This is a genomic window from Nonomuraea jiangxiensis, from assembly GCF_900099965.1.
In the GTDB taxonomy this organism is placed as follows: domain Bacteria; phylum Actinomycetota; class Actinomycetes; order Streptosporangiales; family Streptosporangiaceae; genus Nonomuraea; species Nonomuraea jiangxiensis.
In genome coordinates this window covers 1-21,105 of the sequence record NZ_FNDJ01000010.1, presented here as the reverse complement: position 1 = coordinate 21,105, position 21,105 = coordinate 1, and the positions used below count along the sequence as shown (strand labels likewise).

The window sequence follows — 21,105 nt, the reverse complement described above, 5'->3', positions numbered from 1 at the left end:
AGATGGATCCCGCGACATGAGGGAGCAGGACCTCAACGCGGAGGCCCGCCAGGAAGAGCAGATGCGGGCGTGGCTGGAGACCGCGCAGGACGAGCTCGGCAAGATCGTCGCTGTCGGTGAGGGCCCGTCCGGCCATGTCAAGGTCGCCGTGGACCCGAACGGCCAGGTCCTGGAGGTCGCCTTCGATCCGCGTGCCATGCGCCTGGGGAGCTCGGCGCTGGCGGACGAGGTGCTGGAGGCGGTGCGGCGGGGCCGGGAGGAGGCCGAACGCCAGGCTCACGACCTCATGCGCGAGGCGATGCCGGGCTTCGACCCCGTTGAGGCCAACGCCCGGTTCGAGCGCCTGCTGAACCCCGAGTCAGGATGGTGAGGTGGGCAGCGTGGCCTCCACACGGAAGCCGCCCTCCTCCTGCTCGCCCGTCTCCAGCGTGCCGCCGACCAGCTCCACCCGCTGCCGCAGGTCCGGCAGGCCCATCCCGGGGTCGGTGCCGGTGACCCAGGCGTCCGGCTGGCCGGGGGTGTTGCGCACGCTCAGCCGTACGGAGCCCGGCAGAAAGCGGACCTGCACCCGGACGTCCGCGCCGGGCGCGTGCTTGCGCACGTTCGTGAGGGCCTCCCGCACCACCAGGTACGCCGTCCGCCCCACGGCACCGGGCAGCGGCACCGGCGTGCCGATGACGGTCAGCTCCACCGGCACCCCGGCGGCGGCCGACTCCGTGATCAACGGCCGCAGGTCGGGCAGCGGCAGCCCCCGGTCGAACCCCTCCCCGGTGCCCCGCCGGAGCAGCGCCACCATGTGCCGCAGCTCCTCCAGCGCCTCGTACCCCGTCGCGCGCAGCTCCTCGGCCGCCGCCCTGGCCCGCTCGTCGCCCGCGGCCACGGCCAGCACCCCGGCCTGCAGCACCATCCGGCTCACCCGGTGGGTGACCACGTCGTGCATCTCGCCCGCCAGCCGCTCGCGTTCCACCCGCTCGGCCCGTGAGGCCAGCTCGTGCCGCAGGCGTTCCCTGACGGACATGTACATGCCGTACAAGGCGGACAGCGCGATCACCACCCCGGTGCGCAAGGCCAGGGCCGGGTCGGGGAAGGCCACCGTGGCCAGGGCGAGGGTGACCACCGGCGACCACTGCGGCACCCCGCGGTGCCGCTCGGCCGCGAACGCCAGCGCGCCGTAGACGGCGAACGGGCAGGCGGGCGGCCAGAGCAGCAGCTCGCCGGGCAGCAGCACGGAGGCGGGCACCAGCACCGACGACACGGGCAGGGCGATGGCCGTGCCCGCGCCGATCCAGGCGACGGTGAGCGGCGCGCGGCGCATCCAGAGCACCGGCAGCGCCGCCGCCACCAGGACCACGAGCACGGGCCCCGGATAGCCGGTCGCCACCGTCAGGCCCGCCGCGACCAGGACCGCGACCGCGTCGATCGCTCGCGGGCCGGCACCGTCCACCGGCTCATCGTACGATCATCCGACGACCCTGCCCAGACTCCGGCTGTCGGTTCAGACCTTGCTGATCCGTACGGCGTCGGCGACGACGTAGCCGGTCGTGGAGGTCCAGCGGCTCACTCCCACGACGTTGTACGTCCCGGCCGCGAGCTGGTACGTGCCGAGCACCCGCCACTGCCCGCCGCCCGAGCGCTGGTCCACGGTCACGGTCTGGTTGCCGCCGGTCGCGGCCACGATGTACGGCGTCGCGCTGTTGTAACCGGCGTTGCCCGGATACCACACCTCCACGCGGTAGCTCCCGGCGCTCGGGATGGCCGCCCGGTACCAGGCCGGGTCGCTGGCCGTGACCGGGTCGGCGAAGCGGTAGTCGGCGCCGTGCAGCTGCCCGGAGAAGGTGGAGGTGCCCCAGTTCGCACTGGCGGTGAACCCGGCATCGGCGTTGTCGATCACGACGCTGAACGAGCCGCCCGACGAGCTCACGACCCTGCCCGCGCTGGGCGGGCTCTCCCGGTGCTGCCGGTTGAGCGCGGCCACGTAGTACGTGTACGTCCCGGCGGCGGCGGAGGTGTCGGTGAACGTGGTCTGCCGGGTGGTCGTGACGAGGTTGCGGGCGTCGGCGAAGAAGCACGGATCGGCCGCGGACTGCGAGCCGTCCACCCGGTAGACCGCGTACGAGGTGCCCGAACCCGTCCAGGAGACCTGGACGCCGTTCGAGACCCGGGTGGCCGCGGTGATCGCGGGCGCGGCGGGGGCGCCGCCGGTGCCGCGGGCGGGCAGCAGGGCGGGCCTGGTGTAGTGGGTGTTCACGAGCCGGGTCATGGCGCCGATGCGGTCGGCCCTGACGTCCTTGGCGCTGAAGTAGATGTCGCCGACGACCTCGGGGTGCCGCCGGTTGTCGGTCAGGTGGTCGCTCAGCTCGGCCGGGTCCTGCCAGGCGGCGTCCTGCCCGGAGGCGCCCGAGCGGTAGGCGGCCTGGCCGACGACGAGCTGCACGCCGCTGTCCCTGACGACGTCGGACCACCAGGCGGTGAGCACCTCGTAGGCGGCCGTGGGGAAGCCGATGTGCCAGTAGATCTGCGGCGCCAGGTAGTCCACCCAGCCCTGCTTCACCCACTGCCTGGTGTCGGCGTAGATGGCGTCGTACGACTGCAGGCCCGAGGTTCGCGAGCCGAGCGGGTCGGTGCTGGAGTTGCGCCAGATGCCGAACGGGCTGATGCCGAACGACACGTGCGGCTTGGCCGCGTGGATGCGCTGGTCCAGCTCGCGTACGAGCTGGTTGACGTTGTCGCGGCGCCAGTCGGCGATGTCGTCGAACGCGTCACCGTACTCGGCGTAGGCGGCGGCGTCGGGGATGCTCTGGCCGCTGGCCGGATAGGGGTAGAAGTAGTCGTCGAGGTGTACGCCGTCCACGTCGTAACGGGAGACGGCGTCCATGATCGCGTCCTCGATGAAGTCGCGGACCTCGGGGAGGCCGGGGTTGTAGTACAACTTCCCGTCGTAGGCGAACCGCCAGCCGGGGTGTTGCCGGGCCGGGTGGCTTGCCACGAGCCGGGCGGGGTCGGCGTGGTTGGCGATCCGGTACGGGTTGAACCAGGCGTGAAACTCAAGGTTCCGGGCGTGGGCCTCGTTGACCATGAACGCCAGCGGGTCGTACCCGGGGTTGCCACCCTGGGTGCCGGTCAGCCACTGCGACCACGGCTCGTACGGCGAGGGCCAGAACGCGTCGGCCGTCGGCCTGACCTGCACCATGACGGCGTTCATCCGTTTCTGGACGGCCAGGTCCAGCCAGGCGCGGAACTCGGCCTGCTGCGCCGACACGCTCAGCCCGGTGCGGCTCGGCCAGTCGATGTTCGATACCGACGAGATCCACATGGCTCTGAGCTGCCGCTTCGGGGTCGCCGGGTCGGTCGCGCAGGCGATGGAGGAAGCGGAGGAGGGGGTGGGGGCCACGATGCTGACGAGTGCGGCGGTGAGCGCCGCCAGGATGGTACGCAGGAGCGCGGTCACGAAAGGAAGTTTCAGGGCGATCGCCGGGAAGCGCAATAGTTTTCACAACATCGTGGGGGCCCAATCTTCGGCGCCTCCCCGACGCCACCCCGAATGCCCTCGAATGCCATCCCCAGGCCATCTCCCGTACGCCACCGGGCGCTTTCGTCGAATGCGGAGCGAGAAACCTGGGGCGGAAAGTTTCACTTAACACGGATGTAATGTCAATTATCGACATTTGTCAGAAGGTGCCGTAGCGTGCTGCCGTCATCGCCAACGAGGAGCCCCCCATGACTCTCGTCCGTAAGCGATTAACCGCCCTCGCCACCACGATGCTCGCCGCCCTCCTCATCGCCGCAGGCCAGCCCGCTCTGGCCCAGGCCAAGGAGCCGGCGCTGCCCGCCGCGTTCGCCAAGGCGGCGGCCGATCACGACGTGCCCCGCGACCTGCTCGTCGCCGTGGCCTACGCCGAGACCCGTCTCGACGGCCACAACGGCGAGCCCAGCGCCAGCGGCGGCTACGGCATGATGCACCTGGTCAGCAACCCCACCAACCACTCGCTCGAGAAGGCCGCCGAGCTGACCGGCCTCCCGGTCGAGCAGCTGCGCAACGACGACGCGGCCAACATCCTCGGCGGCGCGGCCGTCCTGCGCTCCCACGCCGACGCCCTCGGCCTCGACGAGACCGCCAGGAAGGACGTGGGCCGCTGGTACCAGTCCGTCGCCAAGTACGCCAACGCCTCCTCTCCCGAGCTGGCCCGCCTCTACGCCGACGCCGTGTACGAGCAGCTCGGCCTCGGCCTCGACATCCGCGGCGTGCAGGTCAAGCCGCAGGAGGTCACCGCCGACCGCGGCGAGTACGCCAAGGCCCGCGACCTGAACGCCAGGGCCGCGCTGGCCAGCCCCGACTACCCGCCGGCCGCCTGGGTGCCCGCCAGCACCAGCAACTACCGGGTGTCCAGCCGGGAGACCAGCTACAACATCGACCGGGTGGTCATCCACGTCACCCAGGGCTCGTACGCGGGAACCATCTCCTGGTTCCAGAACCCCGCCGCGCAGGTCTCGGCCCACTACGTGGTCAAGTCCTCCAACGGCGCCATCACCCAGATGGTGCGTGACAAGGACGTCGCCTGGCACGCGGGGAACTCCACCTTCAACAACCGTTCCATCGGCATCGAGCACGAGGGCTTCGTCGACAACGCCTCGTGGTTCACCGACGCGATGTACCGGGCCTCGGCCGCGCTGACCCGCTACCTCTGCGACAAGTACGGCATTCCCAAGACCCGGACCGGCATCGTCGGCCACAGCGAGGTGCCCGGGGCGACCCACACCGACCCGGGGCGGAACTGGAACTGGACCACGTACATGAACTACGTGACCGGTGGCACCACCGAGCCGCCGACGTGGTCGACGACCATCGACAACACCACCGCGGGCCAGTTCACCGCCAGCGCCAACTGGGGTACCTCCACGTACTCCACCCAGCGCTACGGCGCCGACTACCGCTTCGCCGAACCGGTCGAAGCCAGCGACCCGGCGTGGTACTCGGCCGCGATCCCCAGCACCGGAAGCTACCGGGTGGAGGTCTGGTATCCGGACGATCCTGGATACAACAGTTCGGCACCGTACATAGTGGCGACGTCGAGCGGTAATCAGACCGTCTATGTCGACCAACGTGCCGGCGGAGGCGCCTGGCGCAACATAGGCACCTTCACCCTCAACGCCGGCACCTACAACGTCGTGGGAACGAGCCGCTGGACCGGAGGCACGGGGTTGGTCATCGCCGACGCCGTCCGGATCAGCCGCCTGTCCTGACGAATCGTGCGGCCCGCGCCCTCCTGGCGGCGCGGGCCGCATCCTCGGCACTCCAGGCGGGGCCGCGCCCTCAGGCGCTCAAGCCGAGGCCGGGCGGCGTGGTCAGGCCGTGGCGCCGCCGTCGATCACGTGGTCCTGGCCGACGACGAAGCTCGACTCCGGCGAGGACAACCACAGCACCGCCGCGGCGATCTCCTCGGGCGTGGCGACCCGGCCGATCGGCAGCGCGCTCCTCATCCGGACGGCCCGGTCCTCGGGCGTCTCCCCGGGGCGCAGGGACATGGGCGAGTCGACGGGACCGGGGCTGACGGCGTTGACGCGCACGCCCTCGCCGATGCACTCCCGGGCCGCGGTGCGGGTCAGGTAGCTCACCCCGGCCTTCGAGGCCACGTAGGCCCCCGCTCCCGCCAGCCGCCAGTGCGCGCCGAGGTTGGAGGCCACGTTGACGATGGCGCCGCCACCGTGCGCGCGCATGTGCGCGATCTCGTGCTTCATCGACAGGAACACCCCCTTGAGGTTCACCGCCAGCACCTCGTCCCAGACGTCCTCGTCGTAGTCGGCCACCGGGGCCGCCTGGCCGAAGATCCCGGCCGCGTTGCAGGCCACGTCGAGCCCGCCGAACCGAGAGACGGCGGCCTCCACCATGGCGGCCGCCTCCGCCGACCGGGTGAGGTCCGCGACGAACGCCCCGGCCCGCCCGCCGGCCTCCTCGATCGATTTGACCACCTCGGCCAGCTTGGCATCGTCCCGGCCCACGGCCAGCACCGCGGCTCCCTCCCGCGCGTACGCGAGCGCCACCGCCCGGCCCACGGCCCCGCTCGCCCCGGTCACCAGGGCCACCTTGCCGTCGAATCGCCCAGCCATCGTCCATGTCTCCATTAGTAGATCGATCGTTCTTAAATTTGGACCGCGTTCATGGCCTGCTCGACCGCGTCGCGCAACCGGCGCGGATCCGGGTCGGCCCGGCCCAGCACCCTGACCCCCTGCAGCAGCACGAGCAGGAACCTGGCCAGCGCGTGCGGGTCCTTCCCCGCCGGGATCTCGCCCTGGGCGCGCGCCCTGATCAGCGAGGAGGCGAGCGCCGCTTCCAGCTCCGCCCAGCTCGCCGTCACCTTGCGCGCCGCCGCCGGGTCCCGCCCGGCCAGCTCCACCGCCGTGTTGACCACCAGGCAGCCCCGCCGCAGCTCGTCGGCCAGGCACTCGGCCACGTAGCGGTCGAGGAACGCCCGCAGCGCGGGCAGCGCGGGGCCGGGCTGGGACAGCGGCTCGACCACGTTGCCCTGCTCCATATAGCGCTCCAGCGCCTTCAGATAGAGCTCGCGCTTGCCGCCGAAGGTCGCGTAGATGCCGGCCCGGGCCACGCCGAGCCGCTCCACGAGATCCGCCATCGACGTCGCCTCGTATCCGCGCTCCCAGAACAACTCTAGAGCGCGCTGCAGGGCGACCTCCGGATCGAACTCCTTGCTCCTCGCCACGGCGGTCAAGCTAACACATTCAAGAACGATCGGTCTAGTTTGCGCTGAGCAGCTCCCTGGCCTGATCCAGCACCGCGTCCACCGGGATGCCGGCCACCCACGAGCCGTCGTGCGGGCACCGTGCGGCGGCCGGGTCCACGAGGCTCGCCCCGCACGCCGGGCAGGCCGTGGTCCACGAGATCAGCGGCCGGTGCCTGGTCCTGCTGAGCGGTCCCGCGTTGATCAGGTTGCCGCACCAGTACACGGCGACCGTGGGCGTGCCCACCGCGGCGGCCAGGTGGCGCGGGCCCGTGTCGTTGGCGATCACCAGGTCGCAGCGCTCGTAGAGCGCGGCGAGCCCGCCCAGGCCGAGCGCGCCCGCGACGGGGATCGCGGGCCGGCTCATCCGGCTGACCACGCCCATCACCAGGTCCTTCTCCTCCAGAGTGCCCGTCACCACGACGGGCCGCCCGACCCGGTCGGCCACCTCGGCGAAGCGCTCCGCCGGCCAGCGCCGCCGCGGATCGCGCGCGCCCGGGTGCACGGCCACCAGCCCCGGCGGCGGCTCGCCGAGCGCGCGGGCCAGCTCCGCGCGGTCGTCCCCGGTGACCGCCACCCGCGCCTCCAGGCCGTCCGCGACCCCGCCGACCAGCGCGGCCACCTGGAGGAAGAGCAAGGTCTCGTGGTGGTGGTCCGCGTACGGCACCCAGCGATCCAGCGCCTGCGCCCCGGGAGCCCGCAGCCCCACGCTCACCCTGGCCCCCAGCCGCCGGACGAACGGATTGGAGTAACGCCCGCCCCCGTGGATCTGTACCGCCAGGTCGAAGCCGCGCTCCCGCAACTCCTCGCACAGGCCATCCGGGGCCGGGCGGCCGATCTCCAGGGTGGAAACGCCCGAGATCGGCGGCAGCGCCACCACGTCGTCCACCGGCCCCGGCCGGCCCGCCAGAAAGGCGGCGTGCCACGAGGTGCCCAGCAGGGTCAGCCGAGCGCCCGGGTAGGCCCGTTTGAGCGCCTCCATCGCCGGCAGGGCCAGCAGGAAGTCACCGAGCGCGTTGGCCCGCAGCACCGCGATCCTCCGCACGCCACCCACCAGCGCCGTCGTGCCCTCCCCAGGATGCGCGGAGCCGTCCGCCTTTGTGCAAGCGAAGCTGTCCGCCTTCGTGGGCGCGGAGCTGGCTTCGTCCGGGTGCGCGTGGTGGTGCATAGGCGGCGGGCTACCCAGCGACCTCGGCCGGTTAACTGGTTTGAGCTGGGCTTTTGCTGGTATTCGCTCCTCATGGGCACTGAGAAGGCCGTCAACGTGGTGGTCGTCGGGGACGTCATGCTCGACTCCTGGCTGCTCGGCTCGGCCAAGCGCCTGGCCCAGGAGGCGCCGGTGCCCGTGATGAGCCTGGAGGCGACCGAGGACGCGCCCGGCGGGGCCGCCAACACGGCGGCCAACCTGGTGGCGCTGGGCGCGCACGTCCGGCTCGTCGGCGCCGTGGGCGACGACGCCTGCGGGGACGAGCTCGTACGGTCCCTGCGGCTGCGCGGGGTGGAGACGGACCTGCTGACCGTGCCGGGCCGGCGTACCTCGCACAAGTGGCGGCTGGTCGCCAGCGGGCAGCTCACCGCCCGCTACGACGAGGAGGACCTCGACGTGCTCTCCGGCCAGGCTGAGCGGGAGCTGCTGGAACGGCTCACGGCGGCCCTGCCCGGCGCGGACGTGGTCGTCGCCTGCGACTACGGCGGCGGCGTGTTCACCCCCGCCGTACGCCGGGCGCTCACCGGGCTCCCCCTGCTGGTGGTGGACGCACACGCGGTGGCGCCGTGGCGCGAAAGCGGACCGGCCGCCGTCCTGCCGAACTACGCCGAGGTCGTACGCCTGCTCGGCCACGTGGACGGGAACGCCGACCGGCTGGCGTACCTGACGTCGCGCTCCGACCGGCTGCTGGAGCTGACCGGGGCCCGGATCGTGGTGACCACGCTGGACGGCGAGGGCACGCTGCTGCACAGGAGCGGCCGCCCGCCGTACCGGACCTACGCCCAGCCCGCGCCGCACCACATGGCGACCGGCGCGGGAGACACCTACACGGCCGCGTTCGCGCTCTGGCTGGCGGGCGGCGCGACGCCGGAGGAGGCCGCGGAGGCGGGCCAGGCTGCGGCCGGCGTCGTGGTGCGCCGCCAGGGCACGGCCGTCTGCACCCGATACGAGCTGCTGCGCGCCCTGCGCCGCCAGGAGGGCGCCGTGCAGACCGCCGAGCGCCTGGCCCAGCTCCTGGACGAGCACCGGCGCAGGGGCGAGCGGGTGGTGTTCACCAACGGCTGCTTCGACGTGCTGCACCGGGGGCACGTGACCTACCTGGAGCAGGCGGGCCAGCTCGGCGACGTGCTGGTGGTGGCGGTCAACAGCGACGCCAGCGTGGCCAGGCTCAAAGGCCCGGGGCGGCCGGTCAACCCGTGCGAGGACCGCATGTCCGTGCTCGCCGCGCTGAACGACGTGGACTACGTGACGGAGTTCGAGGAGGACACTCCGGAACGGCTGCTCCGGATGATCCGGCCGGAGCTCTACGTCAAGGGCGGCGACTACACCCCGGAGATGCTGGCCGAGGCCCCGCTCGTGCGCTCGCTGGGCGGCGAGGTACGGGTGCTGGGCTACCTGCCGGACCGCTCGACCACCGCCATCATCGGCCGCCTGCGGTCGCTGCCCGAACAGTTCGACAGCGCGTGACCGATCACGGGAAGGGAGGCCGCAGCGGATTGGGCACCGGCACGCAGCGCATGGCGCCGCCGTCCGCGTCCAGCCAGCGCAGCAGCAGGTTGGCCTTGGCCGGGACGTGCGTGGCGGCCAGCAGGTCACGCAGCTCCTCCGGATCGCCGTGCTCCTTGCCGCAGGCGGCGAACACGGTCCTGGCCCGCGCCCACAACTCGGCCCGCAACCCCGGATGCCGGGCGGTGACGGCACCGGCGATCTCGCAGAGGTTGTTGGTCAGCAGGCAGTACACCAGCCGCTCCCAGGCCTGCGTACGGCCGAGCAGGTGGCCGCCGCGCAGCAGCGGGTACCGGTCGGCGACGAGCTTGACCCCCTCGTGGTCCCGGAAGATCACCTGTGCCGGGGCGCCGTACCCGTCCACCGCGATCAGCACGTTCTGCAGGTGGCATTCGAGCACGACCCCGTGGCGGAGGTAGGCGTGCAGGACCGGGGGCACCAGGTGGCCGAGATAGCCCTCCCACCACGTGAGCGCGCCCTCCAGGCCCAGCCCGTCGAGCGGGTTGCCGGGGAAGCCCTCGCTGACGCCGGCCGCCAGCAGCGCCGTCAGCCCGGGGAGCAGGTGCTCGCGCAGGCCGTCCCGGACGATCACCGCCAGCGCCTCGCCACCGTCCCTTCCCAGCTCGGCGCTGCGGTAGCCGCGGTCGCGCAGCACGGCGGGGCGCGGCACGTGCTCCGGCAGGTCGTCGAAGGCCACGCCCAGCAGGCCGGCGAGCAGGCTCAGCCGGCGCAGGTCGCGCAGCCAGAGCCGGCGCACGTCGTTCGTGATCCGCAGGTCCAGGCTGAACTTGCAGAACAGGTCCGGCTCCGGCAGGTACACCGTACGGATCGACGAGGTCGGCACGGCCCTGGCCGCCGTGGCGCCCAGGTGGCGCAGCCGCCCGTCGCGCAGGCCGCCGAGCAACTCCACCTGCCAGGGATGGGCGGGCAGCAGGGCCAGCCCGTCGCCCGCGGGCGGCCCGAGCCCGTCCAGCGCGCCCGCGTCCCCCTCCTCGACCAGGTCCCGCGCGGGCACGCCGAGCAGCGGCAGGGCGAAGCTGGCGTGCGCCTCCGGCGCGTACGGGAGCCAGGCGGCCGGCCCGCCCCCGCCGCGGGCCTTGGGCGCGGGGTGGTAGCGGTGCCCGGCGACCAATGCCTGCTCCGACCGCAGGTACGGGTCCGCGGGCGGCACGGCGGTGCGCCTGGTCGCCAGCAGCGTGGCCATGACGTCGCGGCTGTGCCGGATCTCGGCGGGCAGCGCGTCGTTGGCGACTCCGGTGCCCGCCCGCAACTCGGCCACCGCCAGGCCGACGAGCTCCTCCAGCGCCAGCGGGCGCCAGCCGGCGGGCGTGCGCAGCGCGGGTTCGGCGGGGAAACGCCCGCCGCCGGTGCGCAGGACGTGGCCGGTCGCGGGCAGCACGTGCCCGCCGTCGCCCAGCGGGGCGGCGACCTCGCGGATGAGGCAGTTGAGCAGCGCGGTCGTCGCGAGGGCTTCGGCGTCTCTGCATGCCTCCTGCTCCGGCCCGGAGGACGGGAGGAAATCGTCGATGGCTGCCATGGCGACCCTTTTATTCCTACTCCTGCCCCAACGGGTAGCTATCAGGCGTATGCCGGGAATCAGGGGGGAACATGCGGCGGCTGGAGGCTGATTTCGCGGCACAACTGGCCGCGGTGCGCCCGGACCTGTCGGCGGCCTACGCCGCGGCGCTCCCCGGCGCCCGCGCCGCCGTCCTGGGCCGCCTCTGGCGCGGTCTCCTGTACGAGCCCCTCCCTGGGCTGGCCGCCGGCTCAGGCGGCAGGAGCGGGGAGCCCGCGGTCGTGCCGCCGCCCGGCCGGGAGGCGAAGGTCCTCCTGTCCGGCGGACGGGGGCTGGCCGGGCGGGCGCGGTCGCCGTACGACCTCGACGGCGAGCCGTGCCTGTGGCTGGACGGCCGGCCGCACACGCACCCGGCCGAGCTGCTGTCCGCCCTCGACCTGCCCGGCACCGCACGGCTGATCGAGGACCTGGACAACAGCGTCGCCTCCCTGGCGCTGTCCCGCGCCGGCGCCCTCGCACGACCGCACTCCGTCCCCAGCGGTGCCGTGGACCACGAGCAGGACGTGGTGGACGGCCATCCGTACCACCCCGGGTGCCGCAACCGGCCGGGGATCTCGGTGGCCGAGCAGCTCGCGTACATGCCGGAGCACCACCCCGTCGTCCCGCTCGACCTGGTCGCGCTGCCCGCCGCCGAATGCCTGGTCACGGGCCCATGGCCGGACGCCCTCACCGAGGGTGACCGGCTGCTGCTGCCGGTGCACCCCTGGCAGACCCGGCACGTCCTGCCCGCCCTGGGCCTGCGGCCGTACGCCACCGGGGCGCTGCCGGCCCGGCCGCTGATGTCCGCCCGCACCCTGGCCCCGCTCGACGGCGGCCCGCACGTCAAGACGGCGTTGAGCACCCGCCTGACCTCGGGCGTCAGGGACATCTCCCCCGGTTCCGTACGCGACTGCCTCGCCCTGTCGCACCTGCTCACCACGTTGTCGGCGCGCCGGGGCGGCCGCCCGCGCATCGTCCGCTACCTGGCCGGCGCCGCCGCCAGGGTGCGTGGCGAGCCCAGCGCCGACGTGTCGGCCCTGCTGCGCGAGCCGTCGCCGCGGAACGCGATCCCGGTCGCGGCAATCACCCGTGCGCCGTCCGGTGAGCCGGACCGATGGCTGGCGGCGTTCGCCCGCCTGGCCCTGACGGACACGCTGGACCTGTTGGCCCTCGGCGTGGCGCTGGAGGCCCACGGCCAGAACCTGCTGGTCGTGCCCGGCCACGACGGCTCCCCCGCCCGGCTGGTCTACCGCGACCTGGCCGACATCAGGATCAGTCCCGCCCGGCTGGACCGCAACGGCATCGAACGCCCGCCGGTCAGCGCCCGCCTGCTCACCGACGATCCCGAGGTGCTGCACGCCAAGCTCTTCGGTTCGCTGGTCGGCACCACGTTCGGGAGCCTGATATCGCAGTTCGGACAGGGCGACCGGACTGCGGAGTCCCGGCTCTGGGCCGTCGTGGCGGGCGCCGCGCGGGACGCGTTCGACCGGCTCCCGGCCACCCCGGACGTGCGGACCGATCGTGCGGCCCTGTTCGGGCCGTACCTCAGGGTGAAGGGCCACCTGCTGGCGCGGCTGGACGACGCGCCGGCCGGGGACAGCTGGGTCGACCTGCACAATCCGCTCGCGGCGTTCGCCTGAACGGGTGCGACCGCACAGGCGCGGCGGCTGGAGGGCCGTGAGCGTCGTCCCGGCTTCGTGATCGTCGCGGCGGCGGGCCTGTGGTTCTGCGATCTCAACGGCCTCGACCAGCTCGCCTCCATGCACCGGGCGCTGAGCGAGAAGGGCGGCCACCTGGCCACCTGCCCCACCTGGGCCGCACGCAAGCCGAGGACCGAACGCGAGCTGAGGACCGGCCACGGGCCGGGGACCGGATGCGGGCCGGGGACCGGATGCGGGCCGGGGACCGGACGTTGGCCCGCGACCATGCACCACCGCACCGCGAATCGCCGGCCTCCGCCCCCGCCCCACTGCCGCGGATCATCTTCCAGTCGCGCAAGCTGCTCGATCAGCTCAACCGGCAGCGGCTGACGCTGACCCACCAGCTCGCGCGCACGCAAGCAAGCTCCGACCGCCTGCTCTCCGCCCGCCTGCGCTGCGCCGAAAGCCTGCTGGCCATGCACGCCAGTCTCGCCGTCGCACGCTCCGCCCTGCCACCGGACGCCCCAAGGCCGGCGGCACCCGCCGCGGTCCGCTGGTAAAACCCGCCAAAACCCTGCCCACGTGCATGGCCTCGCCATTCCTGGACAGAGGAGGAGGCATGAGGACGGCCGGACGTGACGTGATCGTGGTAGCCGCCTCAGCAGGCGGCGTGGAGCCCCTGCGTACCGTGCTGAGCGGACTGCCGCCCGACCTACCGGCCGCCCTGCTCGTGGTGTTGCACGTACCACCACAGAGCAGCAGCGTCCTGGCCAACATCCTCGACCGCGCGGGGCCGCTCAAGGCCGCTCCGGCGGAGAACGCCGAACCGGTACGACCCGGCCGCGTCTACGTCGCCCGCCCCGACCACCACCTGCTCCTGCATGGCGGCAGGACACGACTGTCACGGGGCCCGCGACAGAACGGGCACCGACCGGCGGCCGACCCGCTGTTCATGAGCGCGGCGCTGGACGCCGGCCCCCGCGCGGCGGCCGTGGTCCTGAGCGGCACGCTGGACGACGGAGCCAAGGGCTGTGAGGTGATCGATCGTTACGGGGGAGCGGTCGCCGTCCAGGATTGCGCGGAATGCGCCTTCCCCGGCATGCCGAGGGCGGCCGTCTCGGCGGTGCCGGACGCCACGATCTTGCCCGTACGCGAGATCGCGGCCTGGATACAGCAGCAGAGCCGTACCCCTGTGAGTACGGAGGACCACGTGTACAACGGAGACATGGAAAAGGAGATCGCCCTGTTCCTGCGGGAGGTTCCGGCACTGACGGATCCCGACGGCGACCTCATCGCCTTCAGCTGCCCGGAATGCGGTGGTCCCATCTACGAGCAGGAGGGCGCCGCCGCGCCCCGCTTCATCTGCAGGGTGGGCCACGCCTGGTCCAGGGACAGCATGATCGACGCGCAGTCGGACTCGGTCGAGCGCGCCCTCTGGGTGGCCATCCAGCGGCTGGAGGAGCGGCTGCGGGTGCTCGAACGGATGCGCAGGTCGGCCGCCGACCGTGGGCAGTACCTGTCCAGCAGCTACTTCCAGGACGAGGAGCAGCGCACCCGCGAGGCCGTGGAGACCATCCGCCTGCTGCAGTCCCGGATCGGACGCTCGGGCGACACCTTGCTGTCGGGCTGAACGGGAGCCGACCCGGCGTAGGCTGGCTGCTGTGACACCGGAGGAAGAGCGCGGATTCGACGACCTCCTGCTACTGCTCAAGGAGACGCGCGGCTTCGACTTCACCGGCTACAAACGCAACACCCTCATCCGGCGCATCGCGCGCCGGCTGGAGGCGCTCAAGTTGCGTGGCTACGGCGAATACCGCGATCTGCTGGAGCTGGAGCCGGAGGAGTTCGGCAGGTTGTTCGACAGCCTGCTGATCAACGTCACCGGCTTCTTCAGGGATGCCGTCGCGTGGCAGCGACTGCGCGAGACGGTGATCCCCGCCCTGCTCGGCCAGAAGGCGTCCGGCCGGCCCATCCGGGTCTGGAGCGCCGGGTGCGCCACCGGTGAGGAGGCCTACACCATCGCCATGGTGCTGGCAGAGGAGCTGGGCATCGACGCGTTCCGGGACCGGGTGAAGATCTACGGCACGGACCTGGACGAGAAGGCGCTGCAGATCGCCAGGACGGGCGTCTACACCGACCGGGCGCTCGCCGACGTGCCGATCGACCTGCGCGAGACGTACTTCGAGCCGGTGGAGAGCGGCTACACGTTCCGCCGCGACCTGCGCCGCCAGCTGATCTTCGGCCGCAACGACCTCACCCAGGACGCCCCGATCTCCCGCGTCGACCTGCTGCTGGCCCGTAACACTCTGATGTACTTCAACACGGAGATGCAGGTCAACATCGTCCGGCGCTTCCACTTCGCGCTGTCCGACCCGGGGTTCCTCTTCCTCGGCAAGGCCGAGATGCTGCTCAACCACGGCGACAAGTTCGAGCCGGTGGACCTGCGCATGCGGCTGTTCAGGAAGATCAAGCCGGCCGACCACGCCGACCGGGCCTCCTGGACGGCCATGAACACGACGCCCGACCCCGCCTCACGACTGCCCACGCTGGCGGCCGTGGCGCTCGCCTCCGGGCCCGTCGCGCAGATCGTCGTCGACCTCGCGGGCAACCTCGCGCTGGCCAACTCCAAGGCCGAGGCGCTGTTCAGCCTCAGCCCGCGCGACCTCGGCCGGCCCTTCCAGGACCTGGTGGTCTCCTACCGTCCCGTCGAGCTGCGCTCGGTCATCGAACGCGCCCGCCGTGACCTGCGCCCGATCGAGCTGCGAGAGGTCGCCTGGCACCGCGCCGGCCTGCCCGAAGGCAGCATCTTCGACGTCTCCGTGGTTCCCCTGCTGTCGACGGGAAACCTGGTCGGGATAGGCATCCACTTCTTCGACGTCACGCGCTACCGCAAGCTCAGGGACGAGCTGCAACAGGCCAACAGGCAGCTCGAACAGGCCTACGAGGAGCTGCAGTCGCTCAACGAGGAGCTGGAGACGACCAACGAGGAGCTCCAGTCCACCAACGAGGAACTCGAAACCACCAACGAAGAACTCCAGTCCACCAACGAGGAGCTGGAGACGATGAACGAGGAGCTGCAGTCCACCAACGACGAGCTGCAGCACATCAACGACGCCCTGACGGCCCGCACGATCGAGCTCGACGAGGTCAACCGGTTCGTCTCCTCGGTGGTCCGCAGCCTCGGCGACGCCGTGGTGGTGTTGGACGAGGGCCTTCGGGTGGTGGTCTGGAGCCAGGGGGCCGAGGAGTTGTGGGGCGTGCGGGCGGACGAGGCCGTGGGCGACTCGATCGCGGCGCTCGACATCGGCCTGCCACTCGACTCGCTCATCCCGCGCCTACGCACCGCACTGGACGACAACGGCGCCCGGACGCCGACGGACGCGGAGAGCATCGTGCTCGACGCGGTCAACCGCCGCGGTCGGCCCACGCCGCTGTCGGTCCAGCTCTCCCACCTGCGTACGGAGAACGACGACGTACACGGCTTGATCATGGTCATGAACGTAACCGACACCGACTGACCGTCTCCGCACCACACCTGGATGAGGCGGACCTCACAAGGTCATGTCACCGCGACAAGAACAACGCGACCTATGTAGCGAGACAGGGCCAGCCCACCCAGAACGCGAACCCACGAAGCGGGATGCACCCACGCAAACGGCAACGCAAACCCACGAAGCGAGACCGACCCACGTACATGAAGAACGCGACCCCCAAAGCGAGACCGACCCACGCAGACGAGGAACCTGAACCACGAAGCGGCCCACGCGGACGAGACCGCGATCCCACGAAGCGGGATGGACCCACGCAGACGAGGAGCGTGAACCACGAAGCGGCCCACGTAGACGAGGAACGCGGAGGTACCTAGCGGGACAGACGCACGTACACGAGGAACGCGAACGTACCTAGCGGGACGGATCAACGTGGACGGGAAGGCGAGCCTAGGGGATGAGGTCGGCGACAGGGATGCGGCGGAAGGCGATGCTCTCATACGGCCCGAAGTCCCCGGTCTCGAAGAGCAGCCCCACCGTGTCCGCGTCCAGCCGGACCAGGTCCGAGTAGGCCGCGGGCAGTCCCGACACCGTGTGCACGGCACGCCAGGTGACGCCGAGGTCGGCGCTGGCGCGTACCGTCATCAGGGCTCGCGCGCCCGGGTCCGCCGGGCCCGAGAACAGCAGCACGTCCGGCGATGCGCACCACAGCACGCTGCCCTCCACCACCGGCCCGACCAACCCCGCCTGCGGGCGGAAGGGGCGCTCAAGGCTCTGCCCGCCGTCGGCGGAATAGGCGTCGGCCCTGGTGCCGGGGGCGGTGGATTCGGTGCGGGTGTTGAAGTAGAGGCGCCCGTCAGGCAACTCCGTGGCGGTGGTCTCGTTGACGTTGACGTAGCCGTCCGGGTTGTCGTCGACGTAGCCGATGCGCCAGGTCTGTCCGCCGTCGTCGCTGAGCAGCGAGTGGCCGCCGTTGTACTTGCCCTCGGTGCCGTTGTCGGATCCGCTCGGCGGCAGGGAGTGGTTGGCGGGCACCACGATCCGCCCCGCGTTCGGGCCCTGGCGCAGCTCGACGGCGTGCCCGGGGGTGGTCGCGTACCAGCGCCACTCCGACCGCTTCACGCTGGCGGTGATCTCCTTGGGCGCGGACCAGGTGACCCCGTCGTCCGAGCTGACCTGCATGAACACCCGACGCCCGTCGGCCGCTGCCACCTGCCCGCGCCTGATCTTGTCCTCGGTCGCCGACGGCCCCTGCCGTACGAACACCAGCACGATCCGACCGTCTTCCAGCACCACCGGCGCCGGGTTGCCCGCGGTCCCCCGGCGCGGCTCCGTGGCGACCACCTGGAGGACTCCCCACGTCGCTCCCCCGTCGGAGGATCTCTTGAGCACGAGATCGATGTGCCCGGAGTCCCCGGCCGAGCCACGCCGCCCCTCCGCGAACGCGAGCACCGTGCCCGCCCCGGTCACCACGACAGCGGGAATCCGGAAGGTGTGGTAGCCATCGGTCGCCTGCCGATACGGCACAGAGGTGGGGTAATGATCCGCCATGCGAGCACGCTACGTCTCCCGGGTTAACGCACCCCGACGTCCACCCGACGTGACGGCGAATGGGGCCCCTGGTGCCCCAGGGACACAAGCAACAAAAGCCCCAACCCCGAATTCTCCCCCGCCACCCAGCACCATCGACGCGGCGCGGCTGTGCCGCCGAGGAGTCGGGGCCTCGGCGGCACAGGTGGAGGAGATGGTTCAACTGGCGAACACGATCACGTTGTCGCGGTAGCTTCGGCGGGATCGGTCGAACGTCCCGCCGCACGTGATCAGGCGCAGTTGGGTGCCCTTGCCCGAGCTGTAGACCTCCTTGTTGGGGATGCGGTTTTTCGGGTAACGGGCCAGACGGCCGACCACGAACGTGGCCGTGCCGCCGTCGGCCCGATCGACGTGAACGCGGTCACCCTTGCGGAGCTGACGCAGGCGGTAGAACACCGCCGGACCGGTGGCGGAATCGACGTGCCCCGCGATCACGGCCACACCTGTCTCGCCCGGCTCAGGCCCGGCCTTGTTCCATCCCACCCGGTCGAACTGTTTGGGCGCCACCAGCCCGCCCTTCTTGTCGAGCCGCAGCGGGATCACCCGGGTGGAGACACCGATGGCGGGAATCCGCAACCGCACAGGATTAGCCACGTCGGCGACACCCGAGGTCACCCTGCCGCCCACCCCTGAGGTCACCACCCCGCCGCCGAAGCCCGACGTCGTCGCCACCCCGCCGCCGGCGCCCGACGTCATCACCCCGCCGGACGCGACCTTCGCCGCCCCACCAGAGGCCAAGGCTGTCGAATCGCCGGAGGCTGAGGTCACCATGCTGCCCGACCCTGAGATCGCCACCCCGCCAGGCGCGACGTTCACCGCCCCACCAGAGGCCAAGGCTGTCGAGTCGCCGGAGGTTGAGGTCGCCACCCTGCTGGAGGCTGGGATCGCCGCCGCTTCGCCTCTGGCAATGGTTGCCGCATTGGATGTGGTGAGGGTCGCCGCCTGTGGCTGGGCCGAGGCGGGGGCGTTTGCGGCGGCACCGGCTCCGACCGCGAGCACGGTGCTGGTGGCGGCTGCCACGAGCAGTCGCATGGTCAGCTCCCCGTGAGGAACGCGCGCCGCAGCCAGTACGCGCCGAAGCCGAAGAGTCCTGCCCCAGCCAGAGCCAGCGGCACCAACGGCACCGCCCCGCTCTGACCGGACCCACCCTCAGTGGTCCCACCAATGAGGGTCACGCTCTCAGCAGCGCCCTTCCCCGCGGTCCCGCCCATCCCGGTGTCGACCCCACCGCTGGGTGCGGCATCGTCATCGTCGTCGTCGCGAGAGGCCCCACCAACGCCGGTGTCCACCCCACCACGCGGGCCGTTGTCGTCATCGTCGTCGTCGTCGCGAGACGCGCCACCGACACCCGTGTCCACCCCACCACGCGGGCCGTCGTCGTCATCATCGTCGTCGTCGCGAGACGCCCCACCGACACCCGTGTCCACCCCACCACGCGGGCCGTCGTCGTCATCGTCGTCGTCCGGGGTTGTGGACGTGTGGGTGGTGGCGGTGGTGGTGGCGTGGGCGGTGGCTGTCGTGAGGAGGGGGCCTGTGGCGCCCAGTCCGAGGGTGACCGCGATGGCGAGTAGGAGCCGCTTTAACCTGTGGCTCATCCGAGCCTCCCTTGATGTCCGTCCGCGGCCTGTCCGCGGTTGAATCAAGGTTTTCTGCCTGCCGTTGGGCCACCATGAGCACCAGATGAAAGGTCTCTCACCCAGGACGAAGACCCGGACGCGTTACTCGGCACCCTGACGTGAAAGAGTTGCAGCTCATAGACGAGTGCTTCTGGAGGCAGGGGTGGCTGACGAATTCGACGTCATCGTGATCGGCGCCGGTCCCGCTGGTGAGAACGTGGTGGACCGGGCCGTGCGCGGCGGCCTGACGGTGGCGATCGTCGAGGCCGACCTGGCCGGTGGCGAGTGCTCCTACTGGGCCTGCGTACCGAGCAAGGCCCTGTTGCGCCCGGTCGACCTGGCGGGCGAGGTGGGCCGGGTTCCCGGACTGTCGCTCGGCGAGATCGACGCGTCCAAGGTGCTGGCCAGGCGTGACGAGGCCGTCAGCAACTACGACGACGCAGGTCAGGCGCGCTGGATCGACAACGTCCCAGGCGAGCTCGTACGGGGCCGCGGCCGGCTGGACGGCCCCAAGCGAGTACGTGTCACCTCCGCCGAAGGCGAACGCACGCTGACCGCCCGCCAGGCGGTCGTGCTGGCCACCGGCAGCACCCCGGTTATCCCCCCGGTGCCGGGGCTGGCCGAGGCGGCCCCGTGGGGCAGCCGCGAGGCGACCGGGGTCAAGGAGGTCCCCGAGCGGCTGGTGGTCCTGGGCGGCGGCGTGGTGGCCTGCGAGATGGCCCAGGCCATGCACGGGCTCGGCGCCCGCCAGACCACCCTGCTCGTACGCGGTGACGGCCTGCTCAACCGGATGGAGCCGTTCGCGGGCGAGATGGTCATGGAGTCGTTCACCGAGGCGGGGATCGACGTACGCACCCGTACCGAAACCGTCAGGGTCGAGCGCTCCAGGCCCGGCGGGCCGGTGACGGTGCACCTGGCGGAGGGCCCGCCGCTGGAGGCCGACGAGCTGCTGGTGGCCACCGGCCGCCGGGCCGCGACGCATGACCTGGGGCTCGACACGGTCGGACTGCCCGAGAACGCACCCGTCGACGTGGACGACAGCATGCGTGCGACCGGGGTGTCCGGCGGCTGGCTGTACGCCGTGGGCGACATCAACGGCAGGGTGCTGCTCACCCACATGGGCAAATATCAGGCCAGGATCGCCGGTGACGTGATCGCGGCCAGGGCGCGCGGCGACGAGCTGCCCGCGATGCGCGACCTGGCGGGTGGCTACGGTTCGCCCCAGGTGGTGTTCACCGATCCGCAGATCTGCGCGGTCGGCCACACAGAGGCGACGGCGCGCAAGGCGGGCTTCCGGGTGCGCGTGGTGGACTACGACATGGGCTCGGTCACCGGGGCCTACCTGCTGGGCGACGGCTACCGCGGCCGGGCCATGGCGGTGGTGGACGAGGACAGGAAGGTGCTGCTGGGCGTGACGTTCGCGGCGCCGGGCGCGGCCGAGTTGCTGCACGCCGCCACGATCGCGGTGACCGCCGAGGTGCCGCTGGACCGGCTCTGGCACGCCGTGCCGTCCTTCCCGACGGTGAGCGAGGTCTGGCTGCGGCTGATGGAGGCGTACGGCCTCTGAGGCGATGAGCCGACGGGGTGGGGGCGGTAAGGGGTGATGGGGCGGTAAGGCGGGCGAGCGGCCTCACAAAGGCACTCGGCGGCCTCCGCCCCCACTGCATCGGGCATTCGGCGCGCCTCCGCCGCCACGGGCAGGAACAAGGCGCAACCGCATCGGCCGCTCGGCGGGCCTCCACCCTCACCGCATCGGCCGCTCGGCGGGC

Annotated in this window: 17 protein-coding genes; 8 read left to right on the top strand and 9 right to left on the bottom strand. The window is 71.9% G+C overall.

Translation table 11 applies throughout. The features are described from left to right. The first annotated feature begins 16 nt into the window (after positions 1-16). Positions 17-370: a YbaB/EbfC family nucleoid-associated protein gene (locus BLS95_RS21975; protein ID WP_090934138.1), complete on the top strand. Its 354-nt coding sequence runs from the start codon at positions 17-19 to the stop codon at positions 368-370. On the opposite strand, the gene BLS95_RS21970 is transcribed toward BLS95_RS21975, so the two are convergent. Next, positions 359-1,444, bottom strand: coding sequence for a sensor histidine kinase (locus BLS95_RS21970; protein ID WP_218135918.1), 1,086 nt, complete (start codon positions 1,442-1,444; stop codon positions 359-361). The two genes, BLS95_RS21975 and BLS95_RS21970, sit on opposite strands and share 12 nt — an antisense overlap. Before the next feature lie 51 nt (positions 1,445-1,495). Then, positions 1,496-3,448, bottom strand: a complete 1,953-nt coding sequence (locus tag BLS95_RS21965) for a family 10 glycosylhydrolase (RefSeq protein ID WP_090934952.1) — start codon at positions 3,446-3,448, stop codon at positions 1,496-1,498. 269 nt (positions 3,449-3,717) lie between these two features. On the opposite strand from BLS95_RS21965, the gene BLS95_RS21960 reads away from it, so the two are divergent. Beyond that, complete coding sequence (locus BLS95_RS21960; protein ID WP_090934136.1) at positions 3,718-5,241, top strand: golvesin C-terminal-like domain-containing protein; 1,524 nt, start codon at positions 3,718-3,720, stop codon at positions 5,239-5,241. A 102-nt stretch (positions 5,242-5,343) separates the two neighbouring features. On the opposite strand, the gene BLS95_RS21955 is transcribed toward BLS95_RS21960, so the two are convergent. From BLS95_RS21955 to BLS95_RS21945, 3 genes are read right to left on the bottom strand one after another with little or no spacing between them, the layout of a single operon-like run. Then, positions 5,344-6,105 (bottom strand): SDR family NAD(P)-dependent oxidoreductase, encoded by a 762-nt coding sequence (locus tag BLS95_RS21955; RefSeq protein WP_090934949.1) that lies wholly within the window; start codon positions 6,103-6,105, stop codon positions 5,344-5,346. A 32-nt stretch (positions 6,106-6,137) separates the two neighbouring features. Then, positions 6,138-6,716 carry a TetR/AcrR family transcriptional regulator gene (locus tag BLS95_RS21950; protein ID WP_090934946.1) on the bottom strand — a complete coding sequence of 193 codons (579 nt, stop codon included), beginning with the start codon at positions 6,714-6,716 and terminating at the stop codon, positions 6,138-6,140. A 34-nt stretch (positions 6,717-6,750) separates the two neighbouring features. Beyond that, positions 6,751-7,779, bottom strand: a complete 1,029-nt coding sequence (locus BLS95_RS21945; protein ID WP_245765202.1) for a glycosyltransferase family 9 protein — start codon at positions 7,777-7,779, stop codon at positions 6,751-6,753. Between the two features lie 195 nt (positions 7,780-7,974). Between BLS95_RS21945 and rfaE2 the strand changes: the two genes are divergently transcribed. Beyond that, positions 7,975-9,408, top strand: coding sequence for a D-glycero-beta-D-manno-heptose 1-phosphate adenylyltransferase (rfaE2, locus tag BLS95_RS21940; protein ID WP_090934134.1), 1,434 nt, complete (start codon positions 7,975-7,977; stop codon positions 9,406-9,408). Positions 9,409-9,412: 4 nt separating this feature from the next. On the opposite strand, the gene BLS95_RS21935 is transcribed toward rfaE2, so the two are convergent. Beyond that, the gene (locus BLS95_RS21935; RefSeq protein WP_090934132.1) at positions 9,413-10,984 is read right to left on the bottom strand and encodes an IucA/IucC family C-terminal-domain containing protein; all 1,572 of its coding nucleotides are present in this window, start codon (positions 10,982-10,984) and stop codon (positions 9,413-9,415) included. Positions 10,985-11,055: 71 nt separating this feature from the next. Here BLS95_RS21935 and BLS95_RS21930 point away from each other — a divergent pair, with 71 nt between their 5' ends. The 4 genes from BLS95_RS21930 to BLS95_RS21915 all read left to right on the top strand — a co-directional run bounded on the left by BLS95_RS21930 (position 11,056) and on the right by BLS95_RS21915 (position 16,160). Continuing rightward, on the top strand, positions 11,056-12,642 hold the full coding sequence (locus BLS95_RS21930) for an IucA/IucC family protein (protein ID WP_090934130.1): 1,587 nt from the start codon (positions 11,056-11,058) through the stop codon (positions 12,640-12,642). A 233-nt stretch (positions 12,643-12,875) separates the two neighbouring features. Next, complete coding sequence (locus BLS95_RS21925) at positions 12,876-13,202, top strand: hypothetical protein (RefSeq protein WP_090934128.1); 327 nt, start codon at positions 12,876-12,878, stop codon at positions 13,200-13,202. A 59-nt stretch (positions 13,203-13,261) separates the two neighbouring features. Continuing rightward, the gene (locus tag BLS95_RS21920; protein ID WP_176993321.1) at positions 13,262-14,272 is read left to right on the top strand and encodes a chemotaxis protein CheB; all 1,011 of its coding nucleotides are present in this window, start codon (positions 13,262-13,264) and stop codon (positions 14,270-14,272) included. A gap of 31 nt (positions 14,273-14,303) precedes the next feature. Continuing rightward, on the top strand, positions 14,304-16,160 hold the full coding sequence (locus tag BLS95_RS21915; RefSeq protein WP_090934124.1) for a CheR family methyltransferase: 1,857 nt from the start codon (positions 14,304-14,306) through the stop codon (positions 16,158-16,160). A gap of 420 nt (positions 16,161-16,580) precedes the next feature. Here BLS95_RS21915 and BLS95_RS21910 read toward each other — a convergent pair whose 3' ends face one another. The 3 genes from BLS95_RS21910 to BLS95_RS56945 all read right to left on the bottom strand — a co-directional run bounded on the left by BLS95_RS21910 (position 16,581) and on the right by BLS95_RS56945 (position 19,315). Continuing rightward, positions 16,581-17,681, bottom strand: coding sequence for a sialidase family protein (locus BLS95_RS21910; RefSeq protein ID WP_090934123.1), 1,101 nt, complete (start codon positions 17,679-17,681; stop codon positions 16,581-16,583). A 198-nt stretch (positions 17,682-17,879) separates the two neighbouring features. Continuing rightward, a complete protein-coding gene (locus tag BLS95_RS56950; protein WP_218135917.1) occupies positions 17,880-18,752 on the bottom strand; it encodes a class F sortase in 873 nt (290 codons plus the stop codon). Positions 18,753-18,754: 2 nt separating this feature from the next. After that, positions 18,755-19,315, bottom strand: coding sequence for a hypothetical protein (locus tag BLS95_RS56945; RefSeq protein ID WP_218135916.1), 561 nt, complete (start codon positions 19,313-19,315; stop codon positions 18,755-18,757). Positions 19,316-19,499: 184 nt separating this feature from the next. Between BLS95_RS56945 and BLS95_RS21890 the strand changes: the two genes are divergently transcribed. After that, on the top strand, positions 19,500-20,903 hold the full coding sequence (locus tag BLS95_RS21890) for a dihydrolipoyl dehydrogenase family protein (protein ID WP_090934116.1): 1,404 nt from the start codon (positions 19,500-19,502) through the stop codon (positions 20,901-20,903). Positions 20,904-21,105: the final 202 nt, after the last annotated feature.

Excerpts from the sequence above, each read along its gene's own strand:
- BLS95_RS56950 (WP_218135917.1), bottom strand. The coding sequence starts at position 18,752 with ATGCGACTGCTCGTGGCAGCCGCCACCAGCACCGTGCTCGCGGTCGGA.
- BLS95_RS21955 (WP_090934949.1), bottom strand. The coding sequence starts at position 6,105 with ATGGCTGGGCGATTCGACGGCAAGGTGGCCCTGGTGACCGGGGCGAGC.
- BLS95_RS21975 (WP_090934138.1), top strand. The coding sequence starts at position 17 with ATGAGGGAGCAGGACCTCAACGCGGAGGCCCGCCAGGAAGAGCAGATG.
- BLS95_RS21930 (WP_090934130.1), top strand. The coding sequence starts at position 11,056 with ATGCGGCGGCTGGAGGCTGATTTCGCGGCACAACTGGCCGCGGTGCGC.
- rfaE2 (WP_090934134.1), top strand. The coding sequence starts at position 7,975 with ATGGGCACTGAGAAGGCCGTCAACGTGGTGGTCGTCGGGGACGTCATG.
- BLS95_RS21925 (WP_090934128.1), top strand. The coding sequence starts at position 12,876 with ATGCGGGCCGGGGACCGGATGCGGGCCGGGGACCGGACGTTGGCCCGC.
- BLS95_RS21960 (WP_090934136.1), top strand. The coding sequence starts at position 3,718 with ATGACTCTCGTCCGTAAGCGATTAACCGCCCTCGCCACCACGATGCTC.
- BLS95_RS21935 (WP_090934132.1), bottom strand. The coding sequence starts at position 10,984 with ATGGCAGCCATCGACGATTTCCTCCCGTCCTCCGGGCCGGAGCAGGAG.
- BLS95_RS21910 (WP_090934123.1), bottom strand. The coding sequence starts at position 17,681 with ATGGCGGATCATTACCCCACCTCTGTGCCGTATCGGCAGGCGACCGAT.
- BLS95_RS21920 (WP_176993321.1), top strand. The coding sequence starts at position 13,262 with ATGAGGACGGCCGGACGTGACGTGATCGTGGTAGCCGCCTCAGCAGGC.
- BLS95_RS56945 (WP_218135916.1), bottom strand. The coding sequence starts at position 19,315 with ATGAGCCACAGGTTAAAGCGGCTCCTACTCGCCATCGCGGTCACCCTC.